Consider the following 25,440-nt stretch of genomic DNA (forward strand, 5'->3'; position numbering starts at 1 on the left):
ACCCTTGCATGCGAATCGCCCTACAAACTGCGTCGACTCAGTTACCCGTCAGGCTTTCGATGCAGTGTCTACGCTTGCAGAAGTCGCTTCGATGAGTGTGCCCATGCAAGCCCTGTTCAATTACTTCAAGGCCGTGATCCACCCCGGTCAGGCTGTCCTGCTGTTTGCCCTGCGCACCATAGCGGCGGGGTTGCTGACGTTGTATCTGGCATTTTTGTTCGATCTCGATCAGCCCAAGTGGTCGATCATGGCGGTGGTCATTGTCAGCCAGCCGTTGGCCGGGATGGCGCTGGCACGCAGTTTCGGTCAGGTAATCGGCACGACCCTCAGGGCAGCGGTGGCGGTGTTGATCATGGCGATTTTTCCGCAGGCTCCGTTGCCCTTCATCGCCACCCTGGCCCTGTGGCTGGCGTTGTGTACGGCAGGCGGTACGTTGCTGCGTTACACCAGTTCGCAAGCGTTTGTGCTCAGTGGTTATACCGCTGTAGTCGTGGCGTTGTTGGCGATCCCGGACCAGGACGGCACGTTTCTGTTGGCGGTTACCCGCGTTACCGAAACCTTGCTGGCCGTAGCGTGCGTATGTGTGGTCAGCCTGCTGACGGCACGCCCGCAAGCCGTGGCCAAGGGCTATTTCGCCAAAGTCGATCAGGTGATCAAACTGGCTGCCAGCCACGCTGCGGCAGTGCTTCGCACGGAAGAAAGCGAGGCCGGGTTCCAGCGCCGGGCAGTCGGCTGCTGGCCAATATCAACCCGAGTTACACGTGGGTGAAACTCGCGCAGCGGGTGCCGGTGCGGATCGAGATCGATGGCGACTACGCTGGCAAAAACCGCCTGCGTGCAGGGACCACGGCCACCGTCACTGTTCTGGAAAACTGATCCCTGTAGGAGCTGCCGAAGGCTGCGATCTTTTGATCTGCTCTTTTAAAGGCAAGTCAAAAGATCGCTACCTTCGGCAGCTCCTACAGGGGAACAGTGGCGTTCGGGTGATGTGGCGAGGCATAAAAAAACCCCGCGACCGAATGATACGCGGGGTAAAGAATTTGGTTGGTTGCGGCCAACCAAAGGAGCTCTTTAACAATCGATTACTTGCTGGCCACGGTCTCCGGTTGCCAGCCACCGCCGAGGGCCTTGTAGATCGCGACAATGCCGCGATACAGGTCGACTTCGGCCTGGGCCTGGCTGTCTTCGGCGTTCAGCCGTTCACGCTGTGCGTCGAGCAGCACGAGGAAATCAGTCGTGCCTTCGCGATAGCGGATTTCAGCCAGGTCGGCTGCCTTGCGGCTTGATTCACTCTGACGGATCAACGAGATCAGGCGTTGCTGACGCTTGCCGTAATCGCTGAAAGCGTTTTCCGACTCTTCCAGAGCCAACAGCACTTGTTGCTCGTAAGTCGCCAGCGCGCCTTCGGCATCCGCATCGGCGCCGCGCAAACGGGCACGCACGCTGCCTAGATCGAACGCCGCCCAGGTAATGCTCGGGCCGAGCGCCCAGGCATTGGCTGCCGAAGAACCAATCTGCGAACCCCGTCCGGCTGTCCAGCCGAGGAAACCGCTGAGGCTGACCCGTGGGAACAGATCGGCTTTCGCCACGCCGATTCGAGCAGTGGCCGAGGCCAGTTGCCGTTCGGCGCTGAGGATGTCCGGGCGACGCTGTAGCAGTTCGCCCGGGTCACCGATCGGCAAGGCCTTGGCAATCGCCGGCAAGTCTTTCGGGCTCAGATCCACGGTCAGCTTGTCCGGACGTTCGCCCAAGAGAGTGGCGATGCGGTTTTTCTGCCGAACCTGTTCCGCCTGCAACTGCGGTACGCTGGCTTCGACCGAGGCCAGACGGGCATCGGCCCGTTCGACATCGAGCTGATCGCCAACACCCGCATCACGCAGGCTGATGGTGATCTTGCGCGACTCCTGCTGGTTATTCAGGTTGGCCACGGCGATTTTTTCGCGCAGTTGCGCACCACGTAGTTGACCGTAGGCGTCCACCAGTTCGGCAATCATGGTGACTTGCAGTTGATACAGATCGGCTTCGGCGGCTTGCTGGTCGGCGTCGCTGGCTTCCAGATTGCGCTGGATGCGCCCGAACAAATCCAGTTCCCAGGCCATGTCCAGGCCGAGGTCATAGCGTTCGCTATTGACCCGGTTGGTGGTCTGGCCGGGGATTTGCCCCTTGGCCAGATCACTGCTGGCGCGACTGGTAATGGTCGGCATCGCGTCGTTGCTGGCGTCGTCGCGGATCGCCCGGGCGGCTTTCCAGCGGGCGAACGCCACGCGCAGTTCACGGTTGCCTTGCAGCGATTGGGTCACCAACTGGTTGAGGGTCGGATCGTCGAATTGCTGCCACCAGATGCCTTCGAATTTCGAACGGTCGAAGTTCTTTTGCCCGGCGGCGCCGTCGGTGGCAGCCGTGATATTGGCCGCCTCCGTGGCTGGGGTCTTGTAGTCGGGGCCGACGGCGCAGGCGCTGAGTGCCAGCACCAGCAGACTCGGCAGGAAGACTTTCAGACTCATTGTTGCGCCTCCAATTTCAGGGCCTTGGCCGCTTTGCGCTGCTCACCGCGTTCAACAAAGTTACGGATCAGTACGTAGAACACTGGCGTCAGCAACAGACCGAAGAAGGTCACCCCGAGCATCCCGGAGAACACCGCCACACCCATGGCGTGACGCATCTCGGCACCGGCACCGCTGGAGAACACCAGTGGCACCACACCCATGATGAACGCGAAGGAGGTCATCAGGATCGGCCGCAGACGCAGACGGCAGGCTTCCAGTACCGCCGCGAGCGGATCGAGGCCTTCTTCCTGCTTATCCTTGGCGAACTCGACGATCAGAATCGCGTTCTTACAGGCAAGTCCCACCAGTACGATCAAACCGATCTGGGTGAAGATGTTGTTGTCACCGCCCGAGATGATCACGCCGGTAATGGCCGACAGCAGGGTCATCGGTACGATCAGGATCACCGCCAGTGGCAGGCTCCAGCTTTCGTATTGAGCGGCGAGCACCAGGAACGCCAGCAGTACGCAGAGCGGGAACACGAACAGCGCAGTGTTGCCGGAAAGAATCTGCTGGTAGGTCAGGTCGGTCCACTCGTAGGTCATGCCGTTCGGCAGCTCATCCTTCAGCAGTTTCTCGATGGCTTTTTCAGCCTGGCCGGAGCTGTAGCCGGGGGCTGCGGCGCCGTTGATTTCTGCGGTGATGAAGCCGTTGTAGTGCATCACGCGATCCGGGCCCGAGGTGTCGCTGACCTTGATGAAGGTCGCCAGCGGGATCATTTCGCCTTTGTTGTTACGGACTTTCAGCTGACCGATCTGATCGGATTCGAGGCGGAACTGTTGTTCGGCCTGAACGTTGACCTGATAGGTGCGCCCGAAGCGGTTGAAGTCGTTGGCATACAGCGAACCCAGATAGATCTGCAAGGTGTCGAAGATGTCGCTGACGGCCACGCCGTGGGTCTTGGCTTTCTCACGGTCGATGGCAGCATCGACCTGCGGCACGTTCACGGTGTAACTGGTGAACAGGCCTGCCAGTTCCGGCACGTTGTGGCTCTTGTTGATGATGTTCATGGTTTCTTTGTACAGCTCGTCGTAGCCCAGGTTGCCCCGGTCTTCGATTTGCAGGCGGAAACCACCAATGGTGCCCAGACCTTGTACCGGCGGTGGCGGGAAGATCGCCATGTACGCTTCTTGAATGTTCGCGTACTGACCGTTCAAGGCACCGGCAATCGCACCGGCGGACATGCTCGGGTCTTTACGTTCGTCGAACGGTTTCAGGGTCACGAACACGATGCCGGCGTTCGGGCTGTTGGTGAAGCCGTTGATCGATAGGCCCGGGAACGCTACGGCGCTTTCCACGCCTGGCTGTTTCAGGGCGAGGTCGGACATGCGCTTGATCACGTCTTCGGTGCGATCCAGGCTTGCGGCGTCCGGCAGTTGCGCGAAGGCCACCAGGTATTGCTTGTCCTGGCCGGGTACGAAACCGGTCGGCGTGCTGGAGAAACCGAAGAAGGTCAGCACCATCAGGCCTGCGTACAACAGCAGGGCGATGCCGCTGCCACGGATAACCCGGCGCACGGTGCCGACGTAGCCATGGCTGGCACGGTCGAAGAAGCGGTTGAACGGACGGAACAACCAGCCACCGAAGATCTTGTCGAGCACCTTGGAGAAACGGTCTTTCGGCGCGTCATGGCTTTTCAGCAACACAGCGGCCAGTGCTGGCGACAGGGTCAGCGAGTTGAACGCCGAGATCACGGTCGAGATCGCGATGGTCAGTGCGAACTGCTTGTAGAACTGCCCGGTGAGGCCGGAGATGAACGCCGCCGGAACAAACACCGCACACAGCACCAGTGCCGTTGCGATGATCGGGCCGGTGACTTCACGCATCGCCCGTTTGGTCGCTTCGACCGGTGTCAGTCCGAGTTCGATGTTCCGTTCGACGTTCTCCACCACCACGATGGCGTCGTCCACCACGATACCGATGGCCAGTACCAGGCCGAACAGTGACAACGCGTTGAGCGAGAAGCCAAACAGGTGCATCACTGCAAACGTACCGATCAACGATACCGGCACCGCCACCAACGGAATGATCGAGGCGCGCCAGGTCTGCAGGAACAGGATTACCACCAGTACCACGAGGATCAGCGCTTCGAAGAGGGTGTGAACCACCGCCTCGATCGAACCGCGTACGAAGATCGTCGGGTCATAGACAATGCTGTAGTCCATGCCTTGCGGGAAGTTTTTCTTCAGCTCGTCCATTTTTCCGCGAACATCGTTCGAGATGTCGATGGCATTGGAGCCTGGACGCTGGAAGATCGGAATGGCCACTGCCGGCTGATTGTCCAGCAACGAACGCAGCGCGTATTGGCTGGAGCCCAGCTCGACGCGAGCGATGTCTTTCAGGCGAGTGATTTCACCGTTATCGCCTGCGCGAATGATGATGTTCTCGAACTCTTCCTCGGAGACCAGACGGCCCTGCGTGTTGACCGACAGCTGGAAGCTCTGGGCATTCGGGGCAGGGGGCGCGCCGAGTTGACCGGCCGCGACCTGACGGTTCTGCTCACGGATCGCGGTCACGACGTCGGTCGCGGTCAGGTTACGCGAAGCAGTCTTGTTCGGATCGAGCCAGACCCGCAGCGAGTAGTCGCCCATACCGAACAACTGCACGTCACCGACACCGTTCAGACGAGCGAGCTCATCTTTGATGTTGAGGATCGCGTAGTTGGACAGGTAGAGCATGTCGTAGCGCTTGTCCGGCGAGGTCAAGTGCACAACCATGGTCAGGTCGGGCGAGGCTTTGTCGACGGTGATACCGATGCGCGTCACTTCCTCGGGAAGTTTTGGCTCGGTACGGGTCACCCGGTTTTGCACCTGCACTTGCGCGTTGTCCAGGTCAGTGCCCAGGGCGAAAGTGATGGTCAGGGTGATCTTGCCGTCGGCGGTCGACTGCGAGGACATGTAGAGCATGTTCTCGACGCCGGTGATGGCCTGCTCCAGCGGAGCGGCCACGGTTTCACCGATGACTTTAGGGTTGGCGCCCGGGAAGTTGGCACGCACCACCACGGTTGGCGGCACGACTTCCGGGTATTCGCTGATCGGTAGCTGGAACAGCGAGATCGCACCGGCGATCAGGATCAACAGCGATAGCACCGCTGCGAAGATCGGCCGTGAAATGAAGAATTGGGAAAAATTCATCGGAGTTGTCGTCCCTTAACCGCGTGGGGTCGTAGCAGCCAGCTTCACAACCGAACCGGACGCGCCTTTGGCAGGGGCGACTTTGGGCAGGTTGCTGGCTTCCAGCGCTTGACGTTGTTGAGCGAGTGCCGCGATGGTCTGTTCGCTGGCCATCGGCACCACTTCAGGGGTGACCGGGGAGCCAGGACGAACCCGTTGCAGACCCTTGACGATGATCGTGTCGTCCTTGTTCAGACCGTTACGGACGATGCGCAGGCCTTCGATCTTCGGACCCAGTTCAACGGCGCGGTACGCGGTTTTATTGTCCGCATCCATCACCAGTACGAACTTCTTGCCCAGGTCAGTACCGACCGCTTCGTCGTTGATCAGCATGGCGTTGTAGGTGCCGCTGCCGACCAGTTTCAAGCGTGCGTACAGGCCCGGGGTGTAGGTGCCGTCGCTGTTGTCGAACACCGCGCGACCACGGATGGTGCCGGTTTTCGGGTTGACCTGGTTGTCGACGAAGTTCATCTGACCGAGGTGCGGGTTGCCGTCTTCGTTGGACAGGCCCATGTACACCGGAGTGGTGGCGCCGCGTTGACCGTTACGGGCGAGCTGGGTGTATTTGAGGAACACACGCTCATCGGCGTCGAAGTAGGCGTAGACGCGATCGGTGGAAACCACGCTGGTCAGCGGTGTGGTGTCGGCGGTCACCAGGTTGCCGGCGGTGATCTCGGCACGGCTGACGCGGCCACTGATCGGCGCGGTGACGCGGGTGAAGCTGAGGTTCAGTTTGGCCAGATCCAGTTGCGCTTGCAGGGCACCGACGGCGGCGCGGGCTTCTTGAGCTGCGCTGGTGCGCGAGTCGGCCAGTTCGGCGGAAATGGCGTTGCTGGCACGCAGGCGTTCACCACGCCCGGCTTCATTTTCACTGCGGGTGGCGTTGGCGCGGGATTGAGCGACCAGGGCTTCGAGGCGGCGCACCTCAGCCTGGAATGGACGCGGATCGATCTGGAACAGCAGGTCGCCTTTCTTGACCAGTGCGCCCTCTGTGAAAGCGACGTCGTCGATCTGGCCGGAGACCCGTGGACGGATTTCAACGGTTTCCGGCGCTTCGAGGCGCCCGGTGAATTCGTCCCACTCGTTGACCGGTTGTTCCAACACCTTGGCTACGCTGACTTTCGCAGCGGGCATGGTGGCGGCAGTCTCCGGAGTCTTGCCGCAGGCGCTCATCACCAGTACGGCCAACATGGCCAACGGGAAGCGCAAATGTTTGAGTGACTGTTCCATGGATGCATCCGCCAATGTATTGAAGATGGGCGGATGATGCTCGGCGGGTTGTGATGGCACGAATCGAATGAAGCAAAGGTAACTATCATTCGGAATGATATAAGACCCGAACGAGCCCTCTAGCATGCACCTTTCGTTAGGTGGCTATCAATCGGCTTGATGGCAATTCTGTGTTGCCCGGTGTGCAAAAGTCAGGGCGAGGCTGCGCGGCAGGGATTATGCGGGGATTAATAATTGTGGCGAGGGAGCAGGGTCCCTCGCCACACAAGCTTCAGAGTTTCGGCAACTGGCCGATGCGCCCGATCATTTCAGTCACGATCTGCAGATCCAGCTGGAATTGCTCCACGGTCTTGAACTCGCCATCGGTGTGACCGGTGTATTTCACATCCGGCATGGCCAGACCGAATTGCACGCCGTTCGGCAGCTCATGCACCGAGGTGGCGCCAGCGGAGGTGCCGAACTCGTGTTTCATGCCAAGGTTTTCAGTCGATACCGCCAGCAGCGCCTTGACCCATTCACCCTCGGGGTTGCGGTACATCGGTTCGGCAACTGAATAGTCGAAGGCAACGGCGACGTGACTCTTCTTGCTCCACGCTGCCAGTTTCTCAGCGATTTCAGCCTTCAGCTTCTCCGGCGACTTGCCCTTCGGAACACGCAGGTTGACCGCGAGTTTGAAGGCTTTGTCGTCCATTGCGACGTAAGTCAGCGAGGTCGTCAGCGGCCCCATGAAGGCATCGGAGAAACCGACACCCAGTTTGTTACCGAGGTAATCCAGCCCCCAGTTGTCGGCGGCATAACGCGCGGCATCGGTGATGTGGTTGTGCTTGAGCGCGACCTTGCCATCAACGCTATTGATGAAGTCGAGCATGCGCGCCACCGGGTTGACCCCGGATTCAGGCTCGGAGGAGTGCGCAGATACGCCCGTCACGGTCAGCTTGACGTCTTTGCCGTCGACCTTGGCGCTCACTTCAAAGTTGCCACCGTTGCGCTTGGCATATTCGGTGCCGGCTTTTTGCAGGCTAGCGGCGAGTTCGGCAGGTTTGTCGCTCACCAGCGTGGCAACCGACGCCGACGGAATCTGATTGGTCGCCAAACCACCGGTCATCGAGATGATCTCCGCACCTTTGCCTTCACCTTTGCGCTTGGCAAAGTTAGCCATGACGGTGCCGTAGCCTTTCTCGGCAATGACTACCGGGTAGCCACCGTCCAGTGCGAGGTTGTAGTTCGGCGTCGGGTTGCGCTCGAAGTAGTACGGAATCGCGTCGCCCGTGGTTTCTTCGGTGGTGTCGACCAGCAGCTTGAAGTTGCGCACCAGCGGCAGTTTTTCTTCCTTGATGACTTTCATCGCATAGAGCGTGACGACGATGCCGTTCTTGTCATCTTCGGTGCCGCGACCGTACATGCGATCGTCGATCAGGGTGATCTTGAACGGGTCGAGGCGGGTGCCATCCTTGAGCACCCAGTTTTCCGGCGTCACTGGCACCACGTCGGCGTGCGCATGAATGCCGACCACTTCATCGCCGCTACCGTCGAGGGAGATCTCGTAGACGCGGTTGTCGATGTTGCGGAATTTCAGATTGAAGGACTCGGCAAGGCTCTGGATCTTCGCCGCGATCTTGATGAATTCCGGGTTGTCGTGCTGCTCAACGCCGTCCTTGCGATAGGTCGGAATCTCCACCAGTTCGCGCAGGGTTTCGGTGGCGGCAGCGCTGTACTTCGCTCGCGTGTAGATCCCGAGCAAACGATAGATTTCGTTTTGCTGATCGGCGTTTAAAGTTTTGTTATCGAGATAAGCGCCAATGGCCGTGCCGATGTCAGCGGTTTTCGCCAGATCGCTCTTGCCCAGATTGCCGAGGAACTGGCGGAAGTCAGTGGCTTTTTCAGCGCTGTAGCGCTTGAGGATTTCAGCGCTCTGTTGCGGGGTGATATTGGCTTGCGCGGGCGCCGTGAACACGGCAAGGCCGGCCAGCATTAACGTGGTGGCAGCCAATTGCTTGAAAGGGACATTCATTACGAAGGGCATTCCTTTGCAGGGCAGTGAGTAAGGCGTGTCTCAACGTTGAGACACATACACTTACAAACTAACACCGTGCTAGAGCCTTGCGGGAGTCCTTAAACGGGATCTGTCGCACAAAAACGCAAAAGCGGCGCACAAATGAAAAAGCCCGGGCCGGCATCTTCGGGCGCTGCAGCTCATCCACGGATAGTTGACGATTATCAACTTCCGGCCTGGAGGCCCGGCCCACACTCTGATCCTGTGCTGAACTCAAATGCGCCGCTGGCGCAGGGAGAAGTCACCATGGCCACCCTGAAAGTCGCGATTTGCATTGGGCTTGATGGGGCTGTCGTTTCATTCGTCAGCGGTTTCCACCGAGGCTTTCCATGAACATCAAGATTACTGAGAGACAGGCACCCCATGGCTGGGTCGTGCATCTGGATGACTGGGAAGTGAGCTTCAAACACCAGCCAACTGCACAAGCCTTCGTCGATCGGCTTCAGGCTCGTATCGACGCGCCGCATGTCTGGCCCCACGCCTTCGGTCAGACGTTGCTGACGGCGCCAGTCATGGCTCGTCGTGTGGACGTCGCGAGCCTTGTATGAACCCGCTGAGTCAAGCACAGAGCAGCGCGTAAAAGCCCTGCAGGACAGGCCACGTCATGAGTGAAATATTCGATCTTTCGGGTGCTGCAATGGCACTGGGGATTGGCTTGCTCATCGGGCTTGAGCGTGAACGGCACAAGGGCACCGGCAACGCGCGACATTGCGCCGGCTTGCGCACGTTCGCCATTACCGCGTTGTTGGGCTATGTGGCGCTGCTGGTAGGCGGAGGCTTGCTGTTGGGGATCATGGCGGTGTGTGTGACGTTGCTGATCAGCGTCGCGTACTGGCGCAGCCTCAGTGATGACCCCGGCGTCACCAGCGAGGTGGCGTTACTCACGGTGTTGGTCTTGGGCGCGTTGTGCGCCAGCGCGCCGGCGCTGGCGATCGCCCTTGCGGTGGTGATCGCGGGGCTGCTGACGTATCGCGAAAAACTGCATCACTTTGCCAATAGCCAGTTGACCGAGGCTGAAATGCGCGACGGCCTGGTCTTGCTGATCGCAGCCCTGGTGGTACTGCCATTGGCACCGGATCGTTACATCGGCCCGTATGCGGCGATCAATCTGCGCACCGTTTGTACCCTGACGGTGTTGCTGATGCTGGTGGGCGCGACGGGCCATATCGCCGTGCGTGCGCTGGGCTCACGCTATGGCTATGTCATCAGTGCGATAGCCTCCGGGTTCGCTTCCAGTACCTTGACGATCGCCACCATGGGCCAACGGGTCGCCCATGAACCGGACAACATCAGAATCCTCAGCGCCGCCGCTATTCTGTCCAATCTCGCCACGATGATTCAGGTCGGGCTGATCCTCGCCACGGTTGATCCGGGCTTGTTGCGCAGCCTGTGGGCACCCTTGTGTTTCGGTCTGGTGGCAACAGCATTGTATGGCGCCTGCCTGATGTTTCCCGACCCGAGGCGGGGCACTCAAAGCGAACCGATCAAGACGGCGAAGGTGTTCAACCTCAAACTCGCCTTAATCGTGACCCTGACCATCACCAGCATCACGGTGCTGTCATCGGCAATGCTCAGCCACTTTGGTGAGGTGGGTGTGATGCTCACAGCGACACTCACAGGGTTTGCCGATGCGCACTCCGCTACGGCCTCTGTGGCGAGTCTGGCCAAGGCGGGGCAGTTGCCTTATGACGCCATAGCAGCGCCCGCACTGATTGCCGTCAGCAGTAACTCGGTGAGTAAGTGTGTGGTGGCCTGGATCAGTGGCGGCAAACGCTTCGCCGCCTATGTGATCCCGGGCCAGCTATTGCTGACGCTGGCGATGTGGGCGGGCACCTTGTTGCTCTGATCGCAGACCGGCGCGCAACCTTGCTCCAAAAGGTTGAAACGGCAGGTATTTTGGCTCGGGTCAAAATCCGGGCTGTTGCTGACAAAAATCAATTGGCCGGCGGCCGCATCGTTCACGCTGAAGGTCTATTCCTTCAAGCTGGCCGTGTGCCGAGGTCCCCATGTCGCAAACTCAGCGTTTACTGTTGATCGCTCCTCCAGCCATGGAGCGCACGCCCGCGTTTGAGCGCGCCGCCGCACTGGCGCAGGCGATGCAACTGCCGCTGCACATCGTGGCCTTTGACTATGTGCAAGCGTTGGCGGTGGCAGGCCTGTTTGCCCCTGAGCAAATCCGCCTGGCCCGTGATGGTTATCTGCGCACCCATCGTCAGTGGCTCACAGAGCAGGCGTCACTGCTGGAAAGGCATCACATCAAGGTCACCGCTGAGGTGGTCTGGGTCCACGATCCGTTTGCCGAGATTCTGCAGTTCGTCAACGAAATGCCGGTGATGTTGATCATCAAAGATGCCCGGCACGAGTCCGCGCTGGAGCGGATTTTTTACACTCCACTGGATTGGCAGCTGTTGCGCGACTGCCCCGTGCCAGTGCATTTGGTGACCGACGATACGCATCCACGGCCACGCAATGTACTGGCCATCGTCGATGTCATGCGTAGCGAAGAACAGGATTGCCTGTTCAACGACCAGATCCTCAATGCCGCCACCCGGCTGGCTGAGCAATGTGATGCCAGGCTCGAACTGGTGCATGTGTATGACTGGGCGGCGGTTTACGCCACGGACATGGCCTTCGGCGCCTTGCCGTTAGCGACCGGTATCTATGAAGCGCAGGGCAGTGCGCAGCATGAGGCGTTTGCGGCGCTGGCTGAACGACACGGTGTCCCGGACTCGCGCCGGCATTTTATCGAGGGCGCGCCGGTACCGAGTATTTGCGAGTTCGCCGTTGAGCAGCAGGTTGACGTCATCGTGATGGGAACGGTGCAACACCACGGGCTGAGCAAGTTACTGGGCACCACGGCCGAACAGCTGCTGCATCGAGCGCCGTGCAGTGTGCTGGCGATCAAGCCGCAACAAACATTGCAGTCTTGAACCTTGCCGGCCCACAGCGCCGGTGCCGAGCGTGCGCTGTATTAGGTGCCCGGGAGCATTCTGGCGGTCAGGCCAGCCGTCACGGCGTGAGCACGATCGCACCGTTGAATTGCCCCGCTCGTAAAAACGCCAGGGCCTGGTTGGCGTACTCCAGGGCAAATCGGGTGATGTCGCAGTGCACGGGGGTGTCGCGTAGCTCCTGGAAAAACGCAGTGCCGTCTTCGCGGGTCAGGTTGGCGACCGAGCGGACACTGCGCTCACCCCACAACAAACGATACGGAAACGCCGGGATGTCGCTCATGTGAATCCCGGCGCAAACCACACAGCCGCCCTTGGCCGTCACTGCCAGCGCCGCCGGTACCAGTGCGCCCACCGGGGCGAATATCAGGCTGGCATCGAGCAGGTGCGGTGGCGGCTGATCGGAAGGCCCCGCCCATTCAGCACCCAGGGAACGGGCATAGGCTTGTCCGATATCGTCCTCGGGACGGGTAAACGCGTACACCTTCTGACCGCGCCCGAGTGCGACCTGAATCGCCAGGTGCGCCGCCGCGCCGAACCCGTAGAGCCCCAGATGCTGAGTGCCGCGAGCCATTTGCAGTGCGCGAAAGCCGATCAGCCCGGCACACAGCAGGGGCGCGGCTTGCTGGTCTGAAAGGGACTCGGGAAGGGCAAAGCAAAAGCGCGGATCGGCAGCCGTGTATTCAGCGTAGCCACCGTCCAGATGACAACCGGTGAACTGCGCCTGATCACACAGGTTCTCCCGACCCGAACGACAGAACTCACACACGCCGCACGTCCAGCCCAGCCAGGGCACGCCGACTCGTCGGCCGATCCAGTCAGGCGTGATGCCTTGGCCCACCGCCGTGACTTCACCAACGATTTCATGGCCCGGCACCCTCGGGTATACGGCTTGCGGCAATTCACCATCGAGCAAATGCAGGTCAGTGCGGCACACCCCGCAGGCCAGTACTTTGAGGAGGATCTGATCGGGTGCGGGCAGGGGAATAGAGCGCTCTTCGCATTGCAATGGCTGGCCGGGAGCATGCAGAACCATGGCGCGCATGTTCAAAGCTCCATTGCAGACGCGTTCAGTGGGCCTGGCGATTACAGCCAGACACCATCTGCAGGAGGCCGTCCATGTTCTGGATCTTCACATCGCGCCCACTGATCTCGACCAACCCCTGATCACGCAGGTGCGCAATGCCGCGACAGATGGTTTCCAGTCGCAGGCCAAGGTAGGAGCCGATTTCTTCGCGGCGCATTTTCAGCACGAATTCTTTGGAGGAATAGCCTCGCGAGCTCAGACGGTGCGAGAGATTGAGCAGGAACGCCGCCAGGCGCTCATCGGAATTCATGTTGCCCATCAGCATCAACATGCTGTGGTCGCGCACGATTTCCCGGCTTAGCAGTTTGTTGAGATTGTGTTGCAGGGACGGGAGGCTTTGCGCCAGTTTTTCCAGTTGGGCGAAGTGAATCGGGCAGACTTCGCTGTCTTCCAGCGCATATGCAGTGCAAGCATGTTGGTCGGCACTGATAGCGTCCAGGCCAAGCATTTCGCCGGGGATGTGAAAGCCGGTGACTTGTTCGCGGCCATCGACGGACAACACGCTGGTTTTGAATGAGCCTGTGCGCACAGCGTACAGCGAGCGTAGCGGATCCCCTGCGCGATAAAGTGCAGTGCCTTTTTTGACCTTGTGCCGTTGCACGATCAGCGTGTCGAGTCGATCGACATCCGGTCCAGTCAGGCCGATTGGCAGGCACAACTCCACCACACTGCAGTTGGAACACGCAGCCTTGAGAGGCAGGGGCGGGCGCGGGGAAGAAACTTCAAGCATGGGAAAGGTACCTTTGAGGTGTGTGATAAGCATAGGTGTCGTAGCGACGCACACGCTTTTCATTTGGCCTTTCACCTTGATTACGGACGAGCGGGGTGCCCGGTTTACCGAGGCGCATGCAAATGCCCATTTGCACGGCCACCCATTGTCGGCGTCATTAATTGACAAAAATCAGAGTCGATAGCGGACATCGTCAGATACTCAGATCATCGATTTAGCAGAGCAGCGATTAACCAAGGGGAAATCATGAACATGCGCTTGTCCATCATTGTGCTGAGTGTCTTGATGGCGACAGCCACTGGATGCAGCCACCGCCATGCCCAGGAAATCGATGCGCGACTTGAGTCTGCGGAAAACAACGCGGCAACCGCACGTTTGCGGGCCGACGAAGCGATATTGAAAGCTGAACAGGCACAACGTGCAGCTGACGAAGCCAATCAGCGCGCCAAGCGGATGACCGAAAAGGCGACGCCCAAGTAGTCTGCGATGAGAACAAACCGGACACGGATGTCGGGCTGGCAATCAGGCCGGCGAAGCATTGCCAGGAGAATGACGTGATGTTCAGGCTCAAACGGATTCTATTGATTGCACCCGCCGAAATGACCCGCACTCCGGCGTTTGATCGCGCCCAGGCACTGGCCCGGGCCAGCGGTGCGTTGTTGCACATCGTGGCGTTCGATTATGTCCAGGCCTTGGCGCTGGCCGGTCTGTTTGACCACAACGCCATGGCGCAAGCGCGTGAAGGCTACTTGCAGATGCATCGCCAGTGGCTGGAACAGCAAGCCCGGTTTCAACGCGGTGCTGAGGTGCAAGTGACAACCGAAGTGGTCTGGGCCAGGTCCACACCGGCGCATGTGCTTGAGTACGTCAATGACTTCCGCGCCGATCTGGTGATCAAGGACGCCCACCATATTCCGGCCCTTGATTGGGCGTTCCATCAACCACTGGACTGGATGTTGCTGCGCGATTGCCCGGCCTGTCTGCACCTGGTCACCGACGCTGCGAACCCGAAGCCGTTGAAGATTCTGGCGGCCATAGACCTGTCCCACCTTGAGGACCTGACCCAAGGGCTCAATGACCGGATACTCGAGCTGGCATCGACATTGGCATCAAAATGCGCTGCGTCGTTGCATCTGTTGAATGTGAGCGATTGGTCCGTAGTCGGTGACGCCGCGATGAGTGTGCCGAACCTGAGTCTGGATCACAGTCTGCGCGATGCGATCACCGATACTCAGCAAGAGGCTTTCGACACCCTGGCCGAGCGCTATGGTGTCGATGAAAAACACAGGCACTTGCTGACCGGTATCCCTTACCGGGTGGTCGAACGCTTTGCCCGAGAACAGGCGTTCGACCTGATGGTGCTGGGCACGTCCTACCATCACGGCCTCGACGGTTTTATCGGCGGCACGGCGCAATGCCTGGTCAACCGTGCACCGTGTAGCTTGATGATGGTCAAGCCGCCACCTTTTGCAGCCTGACCGGTTCGAGCCGCAGTTGATAAAAGTCAACTGCGCCGGGATCGGCATAGGCCTGATCGCTGATTCGCCTTACAACGTCAGCGTTCCAGACCACAACATCCGGCCGGCTGCCAGGTCAATTTCAATGCAAAGACACTGCTGAACAGGTAAGGCAGCAGGATCATCGATGTCACAAGGGATATCAGCGTCAGAAGCAGGAACAGTTGGATGCAGCCATTGGTGAGCCACAACGCATCACCGCATGTGCAGTACTCAGGAAGCAATCTTTGGCGCAGTGCTGCGCCTGATTCCGTACGACCGCAGAAATGATCGGATCAACACCTGCCCGATGAAGCCTAGAGACTGTCAGGGTCGCCAAAAAACATTTTGACTTGGCTCTAGGGCGGTGGTTTCAGGCTGTAAAAAACTAGTGATGCCCCCATTTTCGCCCCCAATGAAACGGCAGGCCTGCGCGGCCCAGAAAGAAGCTCGGCCCAGGGCCTGATTACCCTGGCCACCTCGGCTTTGGCATGCTGATCGGTTTCTGGGTCGCGGGCCATGTCTCTGATTACTACTCCACTCCTGCGGGTCACCAGTGGCAGAGCATCTGGTTGTTCCCGGCGTTCTTTTCCCTGGGTACGGACTCCCCTCTGTAAACGACCGCGCGATCAGCTGACTGTCTGAAATGCGCAGACGATTCCTTGGAATAGGCATTGATGTCGACAAAACGGGCAAATGATCCTGGCAGGTGCGCCGCATACTGAAGCCAGGATTTACCCGGGGGTATCGACTGGTTTAACCAATGTCTATCCCATGGCAGCAATTTACAGATAGGGCGCGATCATGCAGCAGGATAAGAGAGGCACATCAGAAAACGCATTCCAGGATCACCCAGGCTTCAGTCGCCGTGACGTTTTGATTGGCGGGGCGGTCGTAGGGGCCGGCTTGAGTGTTGCACCGCTGTCCTGGGCAACCTCGCCGGATAGCGCAACAGTGAGCGGAGCGCGGGTTACAAACACGCGCAAGCTGGGTTCGCTGGAAGTCTCGGAACTCGGTGTCGGGTGCATGAACATCAGCGCCAATTATGGGGCGCCTGCTGGCAAAGAGCAGGGCATCAAGGTCATCCGCACGGCCCATGAACAGGGCGTCACTTTTTTTGATACGGCCGAAGTGTATGGGCCGTATACCAATGAAGAATTGGTAGGTGAGGCGCTTTCGCCGTTTCGCAACGCTGTTGTCATCGCGTCAAAGTTCGGTTTCGACATGGACGCCGGTGGCGCACTCAATAGTCGTCCGGAGCATATCCGTAAGGTGCTTGAGGGCTCGCTGAAGCGGCTGCGCACCGACCGCATCGATCTCTACTATCAACACCGAGTCGATCCAAATGTACCGATCGAGGATGTCGCGGGTACGGTCCAGGACCTGATAAAAGAGGGCAAGGTGTTGCACTTCGGTCTCTCGGAGGCCAGTGCAAGCACCATTCGCCGAGCGCATGCCGTTCATCCAGTGACGGCGGTCCAAACCGAATACTCCGTGATGGAGAGAAGCGTCGAGCACAACGGAGTCCTTGATACCTGTGAACAACTGGGCATTGGTTTCGTGTGCTGGGGCCCGCTGGGTATGGGCTATTTACCCGGTACGCTGAATGGCAGTACACGGTTCGACGCCAAGACCGATCTGCGTTCAGGGTTTGAGCGATTCACGCCCGAGAACCTGGCAGCAAACGAGCCAATCGTTGCTTTGCTCAGGCAATTCGCAATGGAAAAGCATGCCACTCCCGCCCAGATAGCTCTGGCATGGTTGCTTGCGCAGAAGCCCTGGATCGTCCCGATTCCAGGCACACGCAAGCTCAATCACCTCCAGGAGAACCTGGCATCCGTCAACGTGAAGCTGACGTCCGCTGAACTGTTGAAAATGGATGCTGCTCTGGCAAAGCTGACGGTGCACGGTGGTCGAATGAGCCCAATGCATATGCGTGCCGTCGACATCACCCAGTGACGGTCAGAATGTGAAAGCCGGCGAAGGCGTCCAGTAGCGATTTTCCTCCACCCGGCGCGTTTTGGCGCTGTGTAGAGACGGGCGTCATTGATCACCCCGTTTTTTTATCAGGTACTCAAATGAATCAGGTTACGCGTAAGGTGTTCGAGCCGTTTGTGTTCGACAACGGAATCGTGTTGCGCAATCGCGTGGCGATGGCCCCTATGACAACGTGGGCCGGCAACGCCGACGGTACAGTCTCCGACGAGGAAGTTGCTTATTACCAGCGTCGGGTAAACGGTGTCGGTCTGGTGATTACCGGTTGCACTCACGTGCTCGCCAACGGTATTGGATTCACCGATGAATTTGCAGCATTCGACGATACATTCGTTCCCAGTCTCAAGCGATTGGCCAAGGCCGCGAAGAGCGGTGGTGCAACGGCAGTGCTGCAGTTGTTCCACGCGGGTAACAAAGCCGTTTTGGAGTTAGTGCCGGACGTTGTCAGTGCCAGCGCAGTGAGCATCGACGCGGGAGCGTTCAGCGTTAGCACTACCCCACGCGCAATGACCCCGGAAGAAATCCACGACGTGATCCTCGCGTTTGGTGAGGCGACGCGTCGTGCCATTGAGGCAGGATTTGACGGCATAGAACTGCATGGCGCCCACGGATTTCTGATCCAGAATTTCTTCTCTCCGAAGTTCAACCAGCGCGATGACGAGTGGGGCGGCTCACTCGAGAATCGTCTGCGTTTTCCATTGGCGGTTGTGCATGAGGTTCATCGAGTCATCAGGGCACATGCCGATCGACCGTTCCTGTTCGGCTATCGCATTTCGCCAGATGAATCTGGTGAAAATGGATTGCGTATCGACGACACCTGCGTGCTTGTCGATGGACTGATCGAAAGCGGTATCGACTATCTCCACGTCTCCTTGGGAAGCGTGCTGGAAACGGTGCCTGTCGACGGACAGGGTGATAAGACCACGGCGAAGGTGATTCTGGATCATGTCGACGGACGCACTCCGGTGATTGCCGCCGGGCAGATCAAGACGCCTCGCCAAGCCGAGGAAGCGCTTGAACTCGGCCTGTCGCTCGTCGCGGTTGGACAGGGCCTTGTCATAAATCCTGACTGGGTGGAACTGGCAGAAAAAGGCCACGACGATCAGATTCAAACGGCGCTGAACCCCGCACGTGTTTCGCAGATCGCAATTCCGCCAAAACTGTGGGGCGTAATCGAGGCCACCACGGGTTGGTTCAAGCTCCAGAGCGCACCGTAACGTAGGTTTGGCCGTGGTGCGCAGCTGCGAACCTCAGTCAGCGTGCCTCAGCCACATCAACGTCAGTGTGGAGGCCCAGACCTCTCGACGAGTAGCTCCCACTGCTCCTCAATGTCCCGTATTTGAGATCGCTTGAATCGAGCAAAGATGCCACTCGATCGAGCAAACGCAACCGCTCTGCATTTCACATAATCCCAAGGAGCCTCAAGACCTGCCTGCGCTGTAGGCAGGTGGCGGGTGTTTCTGTGGAAAGTCGAAAATACAGGCGAGTAGCGATATGCAAAACAACAGCATCCGGTTTGCGTGCAATGGCTGCGGGATCTGCTGCAAGGGGCGGTTGGTTCCACTGACGTTGAACGAGACAAGGCAGTGGCTGGAAAGAGGGCATGAGGTCGCGATCATACTGGAGGCGTTTGAGCAATCCATCTGGACTGCTGGGCCGCAACAGTTTGCCCACGCCGCAGGACGCGCCGTCGAGGTGCCTTGCGGTAATTCCCATGTGCGGGCCGTTGCAGTGTTTGCGGGCAATGCGCTGGTGCAATGCCAAAGCCTCGGCGATGACGGTCGTTGCGGTATCTACGAAGAGCGGCCGCTGGTGTGTCGTATATATCCGGCGGAGATCAATCCGTTCATTGCGCTTGATCCGGAAAACAAGATTTGCCCGCCCGAAGTCTGGGAGGAGGGTGAAGTGTTGTTTACAGATCGGATCGTTGATCCGGTTCTTGCTGATCAGATTGAACGCTCCCGCCAGGCTGACAGAGAGGATGCGCAGGCAAAAATTGCGCTGTGTGAAACCTTGGGGCTGAACGTGGCTGCATGGAAAGGAAATGCGCTGGCGGTGTACTTGCCAGATCGCCTACAGCTCGCCGAGGCGATTGCCCGCTACGATGCTGGAAAAGTGGGGCCTGCTCGTTCCAACTGGAAGGTCCGCGTCGATGCTCCGGCGTTGCGCCAGCAGCTTCACCAGGTGGGCTTGGCGTTTGATGACCAACTGCCAACTGACTACATTTTTCATGTGCTGTAGTGTCAGGCGTTCTGATTGATTCGGGCAGCTTTCATTCCTGAAATATATAGAAATATCTAGGTCGGCGGGGTTGATGCTGCTTGATAAGCGTTGAATCAGGCAATCAATCGCGTTTATCGGGCAAGAAGTGAGGTTCGTTGGCGCAGCATACTGAGGTCATGCTGATCAACGATGAAGGACCTCAAATGGCCTCTTTTCTGGCTCCCTGCACATTAAAGGACGCCTGGACCTGGTTGGTTCCGCTCGAACCTTGCCGGCAAATTCCCGCTGGTCATTCCAGGCCGCGCTCGATCCGGGCATTGCGAGCCCCCGCGCAGCGTATTCAACCGCTTGTTCACATGGGTATGAAAACCGGAAGTGTCGATGTGCTGTGTACTCCCGCGTAGCGCTATGCGGTGTTTGCCGACGCGCGCTCGGTCGACCCAATCGGTAAGCACTGAAAGAGCACGTCGACCGTACGATAACTTTTTTGGAGAGCCTTCATGACCTGGTCAAGCCGAAGCTGCGGGTTCAGTCACGTCGTTGAATTTACCGTCGACCCTATCCACATGCCTGAGCTGGTGGCGTCGTTGATGAGCCGTATCGAACGCTTTACCTGCTCATGTCCAGGGTTCATCAGAGCGTGCGTGCAGGTGAGTGACGAAGGCGATCGCGCGCTCATGCAGCTTCTTTGGTCCTCCAGGGAATACGGGGAGCAAGCGCTGGAGAGGGCGCAACGCCTGGAACTCGATCTGTTTCACATGGCGTGCCAACCGTCGGCCAAAGCGTTGCTCTTCAGCTCCTTCAATGTCGTCGCGCAGGTGCAAGCGCAGCGCTTATCAACGTGAGCAACACGAATGATTTTCAAGGGTGTCGCTGTGTCCATTGCCTTCAGTATTGCCGGGATAACTCGTGACAATGAGGTTCGGGGTGCACAAATGGGTAGATGTATTGCCGAGCGAGCGAGCGGGCGGCGCTGCGCCTGGAGTTCGCCTTTCATTTTTGCGTGCTTGCCAGCTATATTTTCCAAGGCGGATGCCACGCAGCGACGGCTATTGTCACCTTGACTCATGATCCTCGACTTGACGACCTGACCTTGCTCGAAGCCGTCAGGACACCCGCATTTTATATCGGCGCCATCGGCTCCCAGCACACAAGCGCATGGAAAGGGGCAAACGAATAGGTGGGCTGGACGACGATGCGTTTGATCGCATCCATGCGCCGATCGGACACAAACTGGGAAGCAATACCCCGGCAGAGATCGCACTTGCGGTCATGGCCGACATTGTTCGGGTGAGTTACGGCGTGAGCCGTGCCCATCTCTACGTCTGTTTTTTTGGGATTTGAATGTGAATAGCGATGTGTCAAACGACCAAGTCATGACTGATGTCACGCGTCTCGCCAGATCGGTTAGCCAACTGGTACCGGGCGATGGTGACCGCATCACCGAGATTCCCGGTCTGAGCCTGCATCGGCGTAAAGCCGTTACGGCGCCCATGCACTGCATCTACGGCTTGGGAATTGGCGTGACCTTGCAAGGCGGCAAACAGGTGATCGTCGGCAGTGAAGTCCTCCCCTATACACCCGGCGAGTCGATGGTGACCAGTGTCGATCTCCCGGTCACTTCCCATGTCACTCAAGCCAGCGTGCTCAAGCCATTCCTCGGCATGATGCTGGCACTCGACAGCGCCACCGTGATGCAGGTCGCCGAGCGTATGCGGTTATCGCAGCGTATGCGAGATGACGCGTTTCGTCCGGTGACCGTACAGCCTTTGGATGTGGGGTTGCTGGATGCGCTGAGGCGCTTGGTGGACCTGCTCAAAGAGCCCCACTGGATTGAGACCCTCGCTCCGCTGATCAAGGAAGAGATCATTGCCCGGCTGTTGAACGGAACCCATGGCCCGCAGTTGCTGCATGTGATTGCCGCCGGTTCACCCAGTCAGCAAATTACCAAGACATTAGCCTGGCTCAAAGTTAATTTCCGTCAGGCGTTGCGCATGGATGATCTGGCGGCACAAGCGCATATGAGTCCTTCCACGTTTCGCCAACACTTTCGGGCTGTGACCGGGATGAGCCCGCTGCAGTATCAGAAGCAGTTACGGCTACAAGCAGCTCGACAGTTGATGCTCAGCCAGAATATCGATGCAAGCAGTGCGGGCGGGCTGGTGGGGTATGAAAGCTCATCGCAGTTCAGCCGCGAATACAGTCGCCTGTTTGGTGAGCCACCTCAGCGCGATATCAAACGGATTCGCCTGTGACGTGATTGGTTAGTTGTGGGGTGAGCCTGCAACAGAGACCTTTGTTTTGTCCTGCCCGGCTCTCCCATATGAGGCCACCGGCAGGTGCGTAACCCCTAATTTTTCTCGGCTTCTCCCGCCTCGAACCGGTGGATAGTATTGACGGGCGCTTGCACGGTAGAAGCCTGCTCGTCAGGTTTGTTTTCGTCCTCGTTCATGGCTTTGCGAAAGCCTTTGATTGTCTCCCCCATATCCGTACCCAGGGTTTTCAGTTTTTTAGTGCCGAAGACCAAGACCACCACGACCAAAATGACGGCCCAGTGTTTCCAATCAAAAATACCCATATGCATTTTCCAGGCGAGATTTACCGCTGATTGCGGGTAGTCAGCGCCTGGCTGTGATGGTGTAACAACACACCATCACAGCCAGGCGCTTGCTTCGTCGATTTATGCCAGCTTGAAGGGCAACTGACGTATTGGCTTACCCGTCAAACTGGCTATTGCGTTTGCGAAAGCGGGAGCCAGCGCTGGCAGGCCGGGCTCACCCATCCCTGTCGGTGGTTCTGCGCTTGGCACGACATGGACCGCGAACTCGGGCGTGTCGGTGATGCGCGGAACGCTGAAGTCTGCAAAGTTGCTTTGTTGTACGACGCCGTCTTTCAGGGTGATTGCACCGCCCGGTAGACACATCGACAACCCCATAAGCGCAGCGCCTTGCACCTGGGCTTCAACGCTGCGTGGGTTCACGACCAAGTTGCAGTGGACGCCGGCAGTCACGTGGTGCAGCACCGGACGGCCGTCCTGCACCGAAGCTTCGACGACGTAAGCGACTACCGAACTGAACGATTCGTGTACCGCCACGCCCCAGGCACGGCCGGCAGGCAACTGGCGTTTGCCATATTCGCTTTTGTCCACGGCCAGTTGCAGTGCGGCGCGATGGCGCGGACTTTGGTCGGCAAATAGCTTCATCCTGTAATCTACTGGATCCTGTTTAGTTGTTCGGGCGATCTCGTCGATCAGCGTCTCCATCACAAAGGCCGTATGGGTGGACCCCACGCTGCGCCACCACAACACGGGTACGTTCAGTTCTGGGTGATGAACCGTCAGGCGCATCGGCAGCGGATAAGGGGCGAGCATCCCCTCTGTCGCAGTGGGGTCGATACCGTTCTTCACTTGCCCTTCGAACACCGTACCGATGAGGATGGATTGCCCGACCAGTGAGTGATCCCAGGCCAGTACCTTACCGCTTTGGTCAAAACCGATACGCGCCTGGTGCAGGTACACGGGGCGGTAGTAGCCACCTTTTATGTCGTCTTCACGGCTCCAAAGTGTGCGGATAGGAACGGCCAGTCCGACGGCATATGCAGCCTTGGCCACCTCGCAAGCCAGCACAATGAAATCACTGCTCGGCACGCCGCGCCGGCCAAAGCCACCGCCAGCCGTCTGCACGTTGATCTGTATTTGTTCTGGCTTAAGATTCAGCACCTTTGCGGCAGCTGTACTGTCGCCGCCAGGGAATTGGGTACCAGTCCAAAGCTGAGCGCGCCCCTCAGAAATCTGGACGGTGCAGTTCAACGGCTCCATGGGTGCGTGGGCGAGGTAGGGGAATACGAATTCTGCCTCCAACTGATGCGGCGCCGAAGCAAGAGGCGTCATGTCGGCATCAAATTGGCGTGGGCCGGGCTGGCGAACCAATTTCCGGTATAGCGCCAATTGTTTTTCGCTGTCCACTTTTTCTACGGTGGTTGAGTTCCATTCTACCTTCAGCGCATCACGAGCCAGCTTCGCCTGCCAGTAACCGTCGGCAACCACCGCAACACCTTCGGCGCCGCCGTCCAGCGGCACGCGCAATACCGCTTTTACGCCTCTAATGGCACGGGCTGCGCTGTCATCCAGCGAGGCAATTTTGCTACCAAACACCGGTGGCCGCGCGACCACAGCGGTGAGTTGTCCGGGCAGGTGCATATCAATGCCGAAATCCTGCTGCCCACTGCTCTTGGCCTTAGCATCGATGCGCGTAGTAGCTTGGCCAATGATTCGGAAGTCTTTGGGATCCTTGAGCGTGACCTTTTCGGGAACGGGCAGCGCCATCGCAGCCTCTGCCAGCTCCCCATAGCTTGCTTTACGGCCCGCAGGACCCAGCACCATGCCTGATTGAGTGGTCAGACTTGCCACTTCCACGTTCCAGCGCGCTGCCGCTGCGGCGAGCAACATGGCCCGAGCGCGGGCACCCAGTTCGCGGTACTGGGTGAAGCTGTTCTTGATCGAATTGGAGCCGCCGGTAAGGTGAATGCCGAAGATCGGGTCTTGGTAGGCATTGTTGTTACTGCCGTTGCGGCTACGCACAAGACTCCAGTCGGCATCGAGCTCCTCAGCGAGAATCATCGGCAGTCCGGTCTGAACACCCTGACCGAACTCTAGCCGGTTGATCGTCACCGTGACTTCTCCGTTGGACGCGATCTGCACGAATGCAGAGGGTTGCTGACTCGGTTTGAGCAGCGCAGCGTCACCGCCAGTGGCTTCCTGCGCCAGCGCCAAGTGTGGAAAGGCACCCAGAGCCAGGCCGCCAATGCCGACGATTTTAAGGAAGCTACGGCGTGGGAGTGTGAAGGGGCTGTCGGTTTGATCGCGTTCGAGAATGTGTTGCAGGGAACGGGGGAGCTCTTTAGTAAAAATGTCGTTCAGCATGGTGAGCTCCGGTCAGGCAAGGGCTTTGGCGGCATCCGCCACCGCCGCGCGAATACGGGCGTAAGTACCACAACGGCAAATATTACCCGCCATGGCTGAGTCGATCTCGGTAGCGGTGGGTTGCTTGCCTTTGGGTTGGGCTTTTAGAAAAGCCGTCGCGCTCATGATTTGTCCGCTCTGACAGTAGCCACATTGCGCCACGTCGTGCTTGACCCAAGCCTCATGCACCGCCGCACCGACCGGGTCGCTGCCATTTGTCGCGGCTTCGATAGTGGTGATCTTCCGACCTTCGGCGGCTGCTATTGGCGTCACGCAGGATCGGATGGCCTGACCATCCAGGTGAACGGTGCAGGCGCCGCACAGCGCCGCGCCACAGCCAAACTTAGTGCCGGTCATCCCCAAGGTGTCACGCAGGGTCCAGAGAATGGGGGTGCTGGGATCTACGTCAACCGTGTATTCACGGCCATTGATGGTGAGGACGCTCATGATGGGACAGCTCTCCGGAATGTGTGAGCAGCAGCTTGCTCTCAATAACGGCTAACTATAGAGCTGTGCCTGCGGGCCAGATTGCACAATCCGAGCAAATAATTGCCCAATCATTGACCTTGCTGTGCGCTGAGTTGCACCGGGTCGGTTTCGATAAGCGTTCTGGACACGATCATCGACTTTGTCGTATTCACGTATTTCTGAAAATGGGCAGATGCGATGTGGCTTTTGTAGGCCGCTTCGTTTGCATAGATTTCGAAGAAGTGAACGCGGTTCGGGTGGTCCTTTTCCGCCACCGAATAAATCGCGAGCACGCCTGGCTCAAGGCGAACAGAGTCAGCTATTTCCTCCTTGACCGCCGTTTGGTAAGCCGCCAATTGAGCAGGGTCTATCACGAGTTGTGCAATCCGCACGACTTTTTCGGTCGGCTCCGCGGCCAACACCGAACCTACCCAAATGCATCCAAATACAACAGCTATACGCAAGACCGACATGTGCAGTAATTCCAGATAGTGGGGCATCCTTTTCAAACCATCCAAAGCATGCCCTCAG

General features: G+C 58.6%; 20 protein-coding genes and 4 pseudogenes. 14 read left to right on the forward strand and 10 right to left on the reverse strand.

The features are described 5' to 3' along the window. Nucleotides 1-91: 91 nt before the first annotated feature. Nucleotides 92-724 (forward strand): annotated as a pseudogene (locus BK670_RS10630) (FUSC family protein); the annotation flags it as partial. After that, nucleotides 709-876 (forward strand): annotated as a pseudogene (locus BK670_RS10635) (HlyD family secretion protein); the annotation flags it as partial. The pseudogenes BK670_RS10630 and BK670_RS10635, both read left to right, overlap by 16 nt. A gap of 206 nt (nt 877-1,082) precedes the next feature. On the opposite strand, the gene BK670_RS10640 reads toward BK670_RS10635, so the two are convergent. The 4 genes from BK670_RS10640 to BK670_RS10655 form a co-directional block, all read right to left on the reverse strand. Next, nucleotides 1,083-2,504, reverse strand: a complete 1,422-nt coding sequence (locus BK670_RS10640) for an efflux transporter outer membrane subunit (protein ID WP_123449714.1) — start codon at nt 2,502-2,504, stop codon at nt 1,083-1,085. Further along, nucleotides 2,501-5,680 carry an efflux RND transporter permease subunit gene (locus BK670_RS10645; RefSeq protein ID WP_123449715.1) on the reverse strand — a complete coding sequence of 1,060 codons (3,180 nt, stop codon included), beginning with the start codon at nt 5,678-5,680 and terminating at the stop codon, nt 2,501-2,503. Before BK670_RS10645 ends, BK670_RS10640 begins: the two co-directional genes overlap by 4 nt. Nucleotides 5,681-5,695: 15 nt before the next feature. Continuing rightward, nucleotides 5,696-6,949: a multidrug efflux RND transporter periplasmic adaptor subunit MexE gene (gene mexE / locus BK670_RS10650; RefSeq protein WP_077573018.1), complete on the reverse strand. Its 1,254-nt coding sequence runs from the start codon at nt 6,947-6,949 to the stop codon at nt 5,696-5,698. A gap of 271 nt (nt 6,950-7,220) precedes the next feature. Next, nucleotides 7,221-8,960: a dipeptidase gene (locus BK670_RS10655; protein WP_123449716.1), complete on the reverse strand. Its 1,740-nt coding sequence runs from the start codon at nt 8,958-8,960 to the stop codon at nt 7,221-7,223. A 371-nt stretch (nt 8,961-9,331) separates the two neighbouring features. Between BK670_RS10655 and BK670_RS10660 the strand changes: the two genes are divergently transcribed. From BK670_RS10660 to BK670_RS10670, 3 genes are all read left to right on the forward strand, one after another. Continuing rightward, a complete protein-coding gene (locus tag BK670_RS10660) occupies nt 9,332-9,550 on the forward strand; it encodes a hypothetical protein (RefSeq protein WP_123449717.1) in 219 nt (72 codons plus the stop codon). Nucleotides 9,551-9,606: 56 nt separating this feature from the next. Continuing rightward, nucleotides 9,607-10,848: an MgtC/SapB family protein gene (locus tag BK670_RS10665; RefSeq protein ID WP_123449718.1), complete on the forward strand. Its 1,242-nt coding sequence runs from the start codon at nt 9,607-9,609 to the stop codon at nt 10,846-10,848. Nucleotides 10,849-11,008: 160 nt separating this feature from the next. After that, the gene (locus tag BK670_RS10670; protein WP_123449719.1) at nt 11,009-11,932 is read left to right on the forward strand and encodes a universal stress protein; all 924 of its coding nucleotides are present in this window, start codon (nt 11,009-11,011) and stop codon (nt 11,930-11,932) included. Nucleotides 11,933-12,011: 79 nt separating this feature from the next. Here the strand turns inward: BK670_RS10670 and BK670_RS10675 are convergent, their stop codons facing one another. Then, nucleotides 12,012-12,995 carry a zinc-dependent alcohol dehydrogenase family protein gene (locus BK670_RS10675; protein WP_123449720.1) on the reverse strand — a complete coding sequence of 328 codons (984 nt, stop codon included), beginning with the start codon at nt 12,993-12,995 and terminating at the stop codon, nt 12,012-12,014. Between the two features lie 25 nt (nt 12,996-13,020). After that, entirely contained in the window at nt 13,021-13,767 is a 747-nt protein-coding gene (fnr, locus tag BK670_RS10680) for a fumarate/nitrate reduction transcriptional regulator Fnr (protein ID WP_123449721.1), read from the reverse strand. 246 nt (nt 13,768-14,013) lie between these two features. Here fnr and BK670_RS10685 point away from each other — a divergent pair, with 246 nt between their 5' ends. The 9 genes and pseudogenes from BK670_RS10685 (at nt 14,014) to BK670_RS10725 (ending at nt 21,736) form a co-directional block, all read left to right on the forward strand. Further along, nucleotides 14,014-14,247: an Lpp/OprI family alanine-zipper lipoprotein gene (locus tag BK670_RS10685; RefSeq protein ID WP_123449722.1), complete on the forward strand. Its 234-nt coding sequence runs from the start codon at nt 14,014-14,016 to the stop codon at nt 14,245-14,247. Between the two features lie 77 nt (nt 14,248-14,324). Continuing rightward, nucleotides 14,325-15,245 carry a universal stress protein gene (locus BK670_RS10690; protein ID WP_123449723.1) on the forward strand — a complete coding sequence of 307 codons (921 nt, stop codon included), beginning with the start codon at nt 14,325-14,327 and terminating at the stop codon, nt 15,243-15,245. A 462-nt stretch (nt 15,246-15,707) separates the two neighbouring features. Beyond that, nucleotides 15,708-15,880 (forward strand): annotated as a pseudogene (locus BK670_RS30210) (MFS transporter); the annotation flags it as partial. A 187-nt stretch (nt 15,881-16,067) separates the two neighbouring features. Continuing rightward, nucleotides 16,068-17,222 carry an aldo/keto reductase gene (locus tag BK670_RS10700; protein ID WP_123449725.1) on the forward strand — a complete coding sequence of 385 codons (1,155 nt, stop codon included), beginning with the start codon at nt 16,068-16,070 and terminating at the stop codon, nt 17,220-17,222. Nucleotides 17,223-17,341: 119 nt separating this feature from the next. Continuing rightward, nucleotides 17,342-18,475 (forward strand): NADH-dependent flavin oxidoreductase, encoded by a 1,134-nt coding sequence (locus BK670_RS10705; RefSeq protein WP_123449726.1) that lies wholly within the window; start codon nt 17,342-17,344, stop codon nt 18,473-18,475. Nucleotides 18,476-18,752: 277 nt separating this feature from the next. Next, complete coding sequence (locus BK670_RS10710; protein ID WP_123449727.1) at nt 18,753-19,499, forward strand: YkgJ family cysteine cluster protein; 747 nt, start codon at nt 18,753-18,755, stop codon at nt 19,497-19,499. 482 nt (nt 19,500-19,981) lie between these two features. Then, the gene (locus BK670_RS10715; RefSeq protein ID WP_185036764.1) at nt 19,982-20,326 is read left to right on the forward strand and encodes an antibiotic biosynthesis monooxygenase; all 345 of its coding nucleotides are present in this window, start codon (nt 19,982-19,984) and stop codon (nt 20,324-20,326) included. Between the two features lie 164 nt (nt 20,327-20,490). After that, nucleotides 20,491-20,825: pseudogene (locus tag BK670_RS10720) on the forward strand (XdhC family protein); the annotation flags it as partial. 32 nt (nt 20,826-20,857) lie between these two features. After that, nucleotides 20,858-21,736, forward strand: coding sequence for an AraC family transcriptional regulator (locus tag BK670_RS10725; RefSeq protein ID WP_123449728.1), 879 nt, complete (start codon nt 20,858-20,860; stop codon nt 21,734-21,736). 95 nt (nt 21,737-21,831) lie between these two features. On the opposite strand, the gene BK670_RS10730 is transcribed toward BK670_RS10725, so the two are convergent. The 4 genes from BK670_RS10730 to BK670_RS10745 all read right to left on the reverse strand — a co-directional run bounded on the left by BK670_RS10730 (nt 21,832) and on the right by BK670_RS10745 (nt 25,409). Further along, a complete protein-coding gene (locus tag BK670_RS10730) occupies nt 21,832-22,059 on the reverse strand; it encodes a twin-arginine translocase TatA/TatE family subunit (protein ID WP_123449729.1) in 228 nt (75 codons plus the stop codon). A 102-nt stretch (nt 22,060-22,161) separates the two neighbouring features. Further along, nucleotides 22,162-24,402: a xanthine dehydrogenase family protein molybdopterin-binding subunit gene (locus BK670_RS10735; RefSeq protein WP_123449730.1), complete on the reverse strand. Its 2,241-nt coding sequence runs from the start codon at nt 24,400-24,402 to the stop codon at nt 22,162-22,164. A gap of 12 nt (nt 24,403-24,414) precedes the next feature. Then, nucleotides 24,415-24,888 (reverse strand): (2Fe-2S)-binding protein, encoded by a 474-nt coding sequence (locus tag BK670_RS10740; RefSeq protein WP_123449731.1) that lies wholly within the window; start codon nt 24,886-24,888, stop codon nt 24,415-24,417. 110 nt (nt 24,889-24,998) lie between these two features. After that, a complete protein-coding gene (locus BK670_RS10745) occupies nt 24,999-25,409 on the reverse strand; it encodes a putative quinol monooxygenase (RefSeq protein WP_259697552.1) in 411 nt (136 codons plus the stop codon). Nucleotides 25,410-25,440 lie beyond the last annotated feature (31 nt).

The organism is Pseudomonas fluorescens, assembly GCF_003732425.1.
In the GTDB taxonomy this organism is placed as follows: domain Bacteria; phylum Pseudomonadota; class Gammaproteobacteria; order Pseudomonadales; family Pseudomonadaceae; genus Aquipseudomonas; species Aquipseudomonas fluorescens_BE.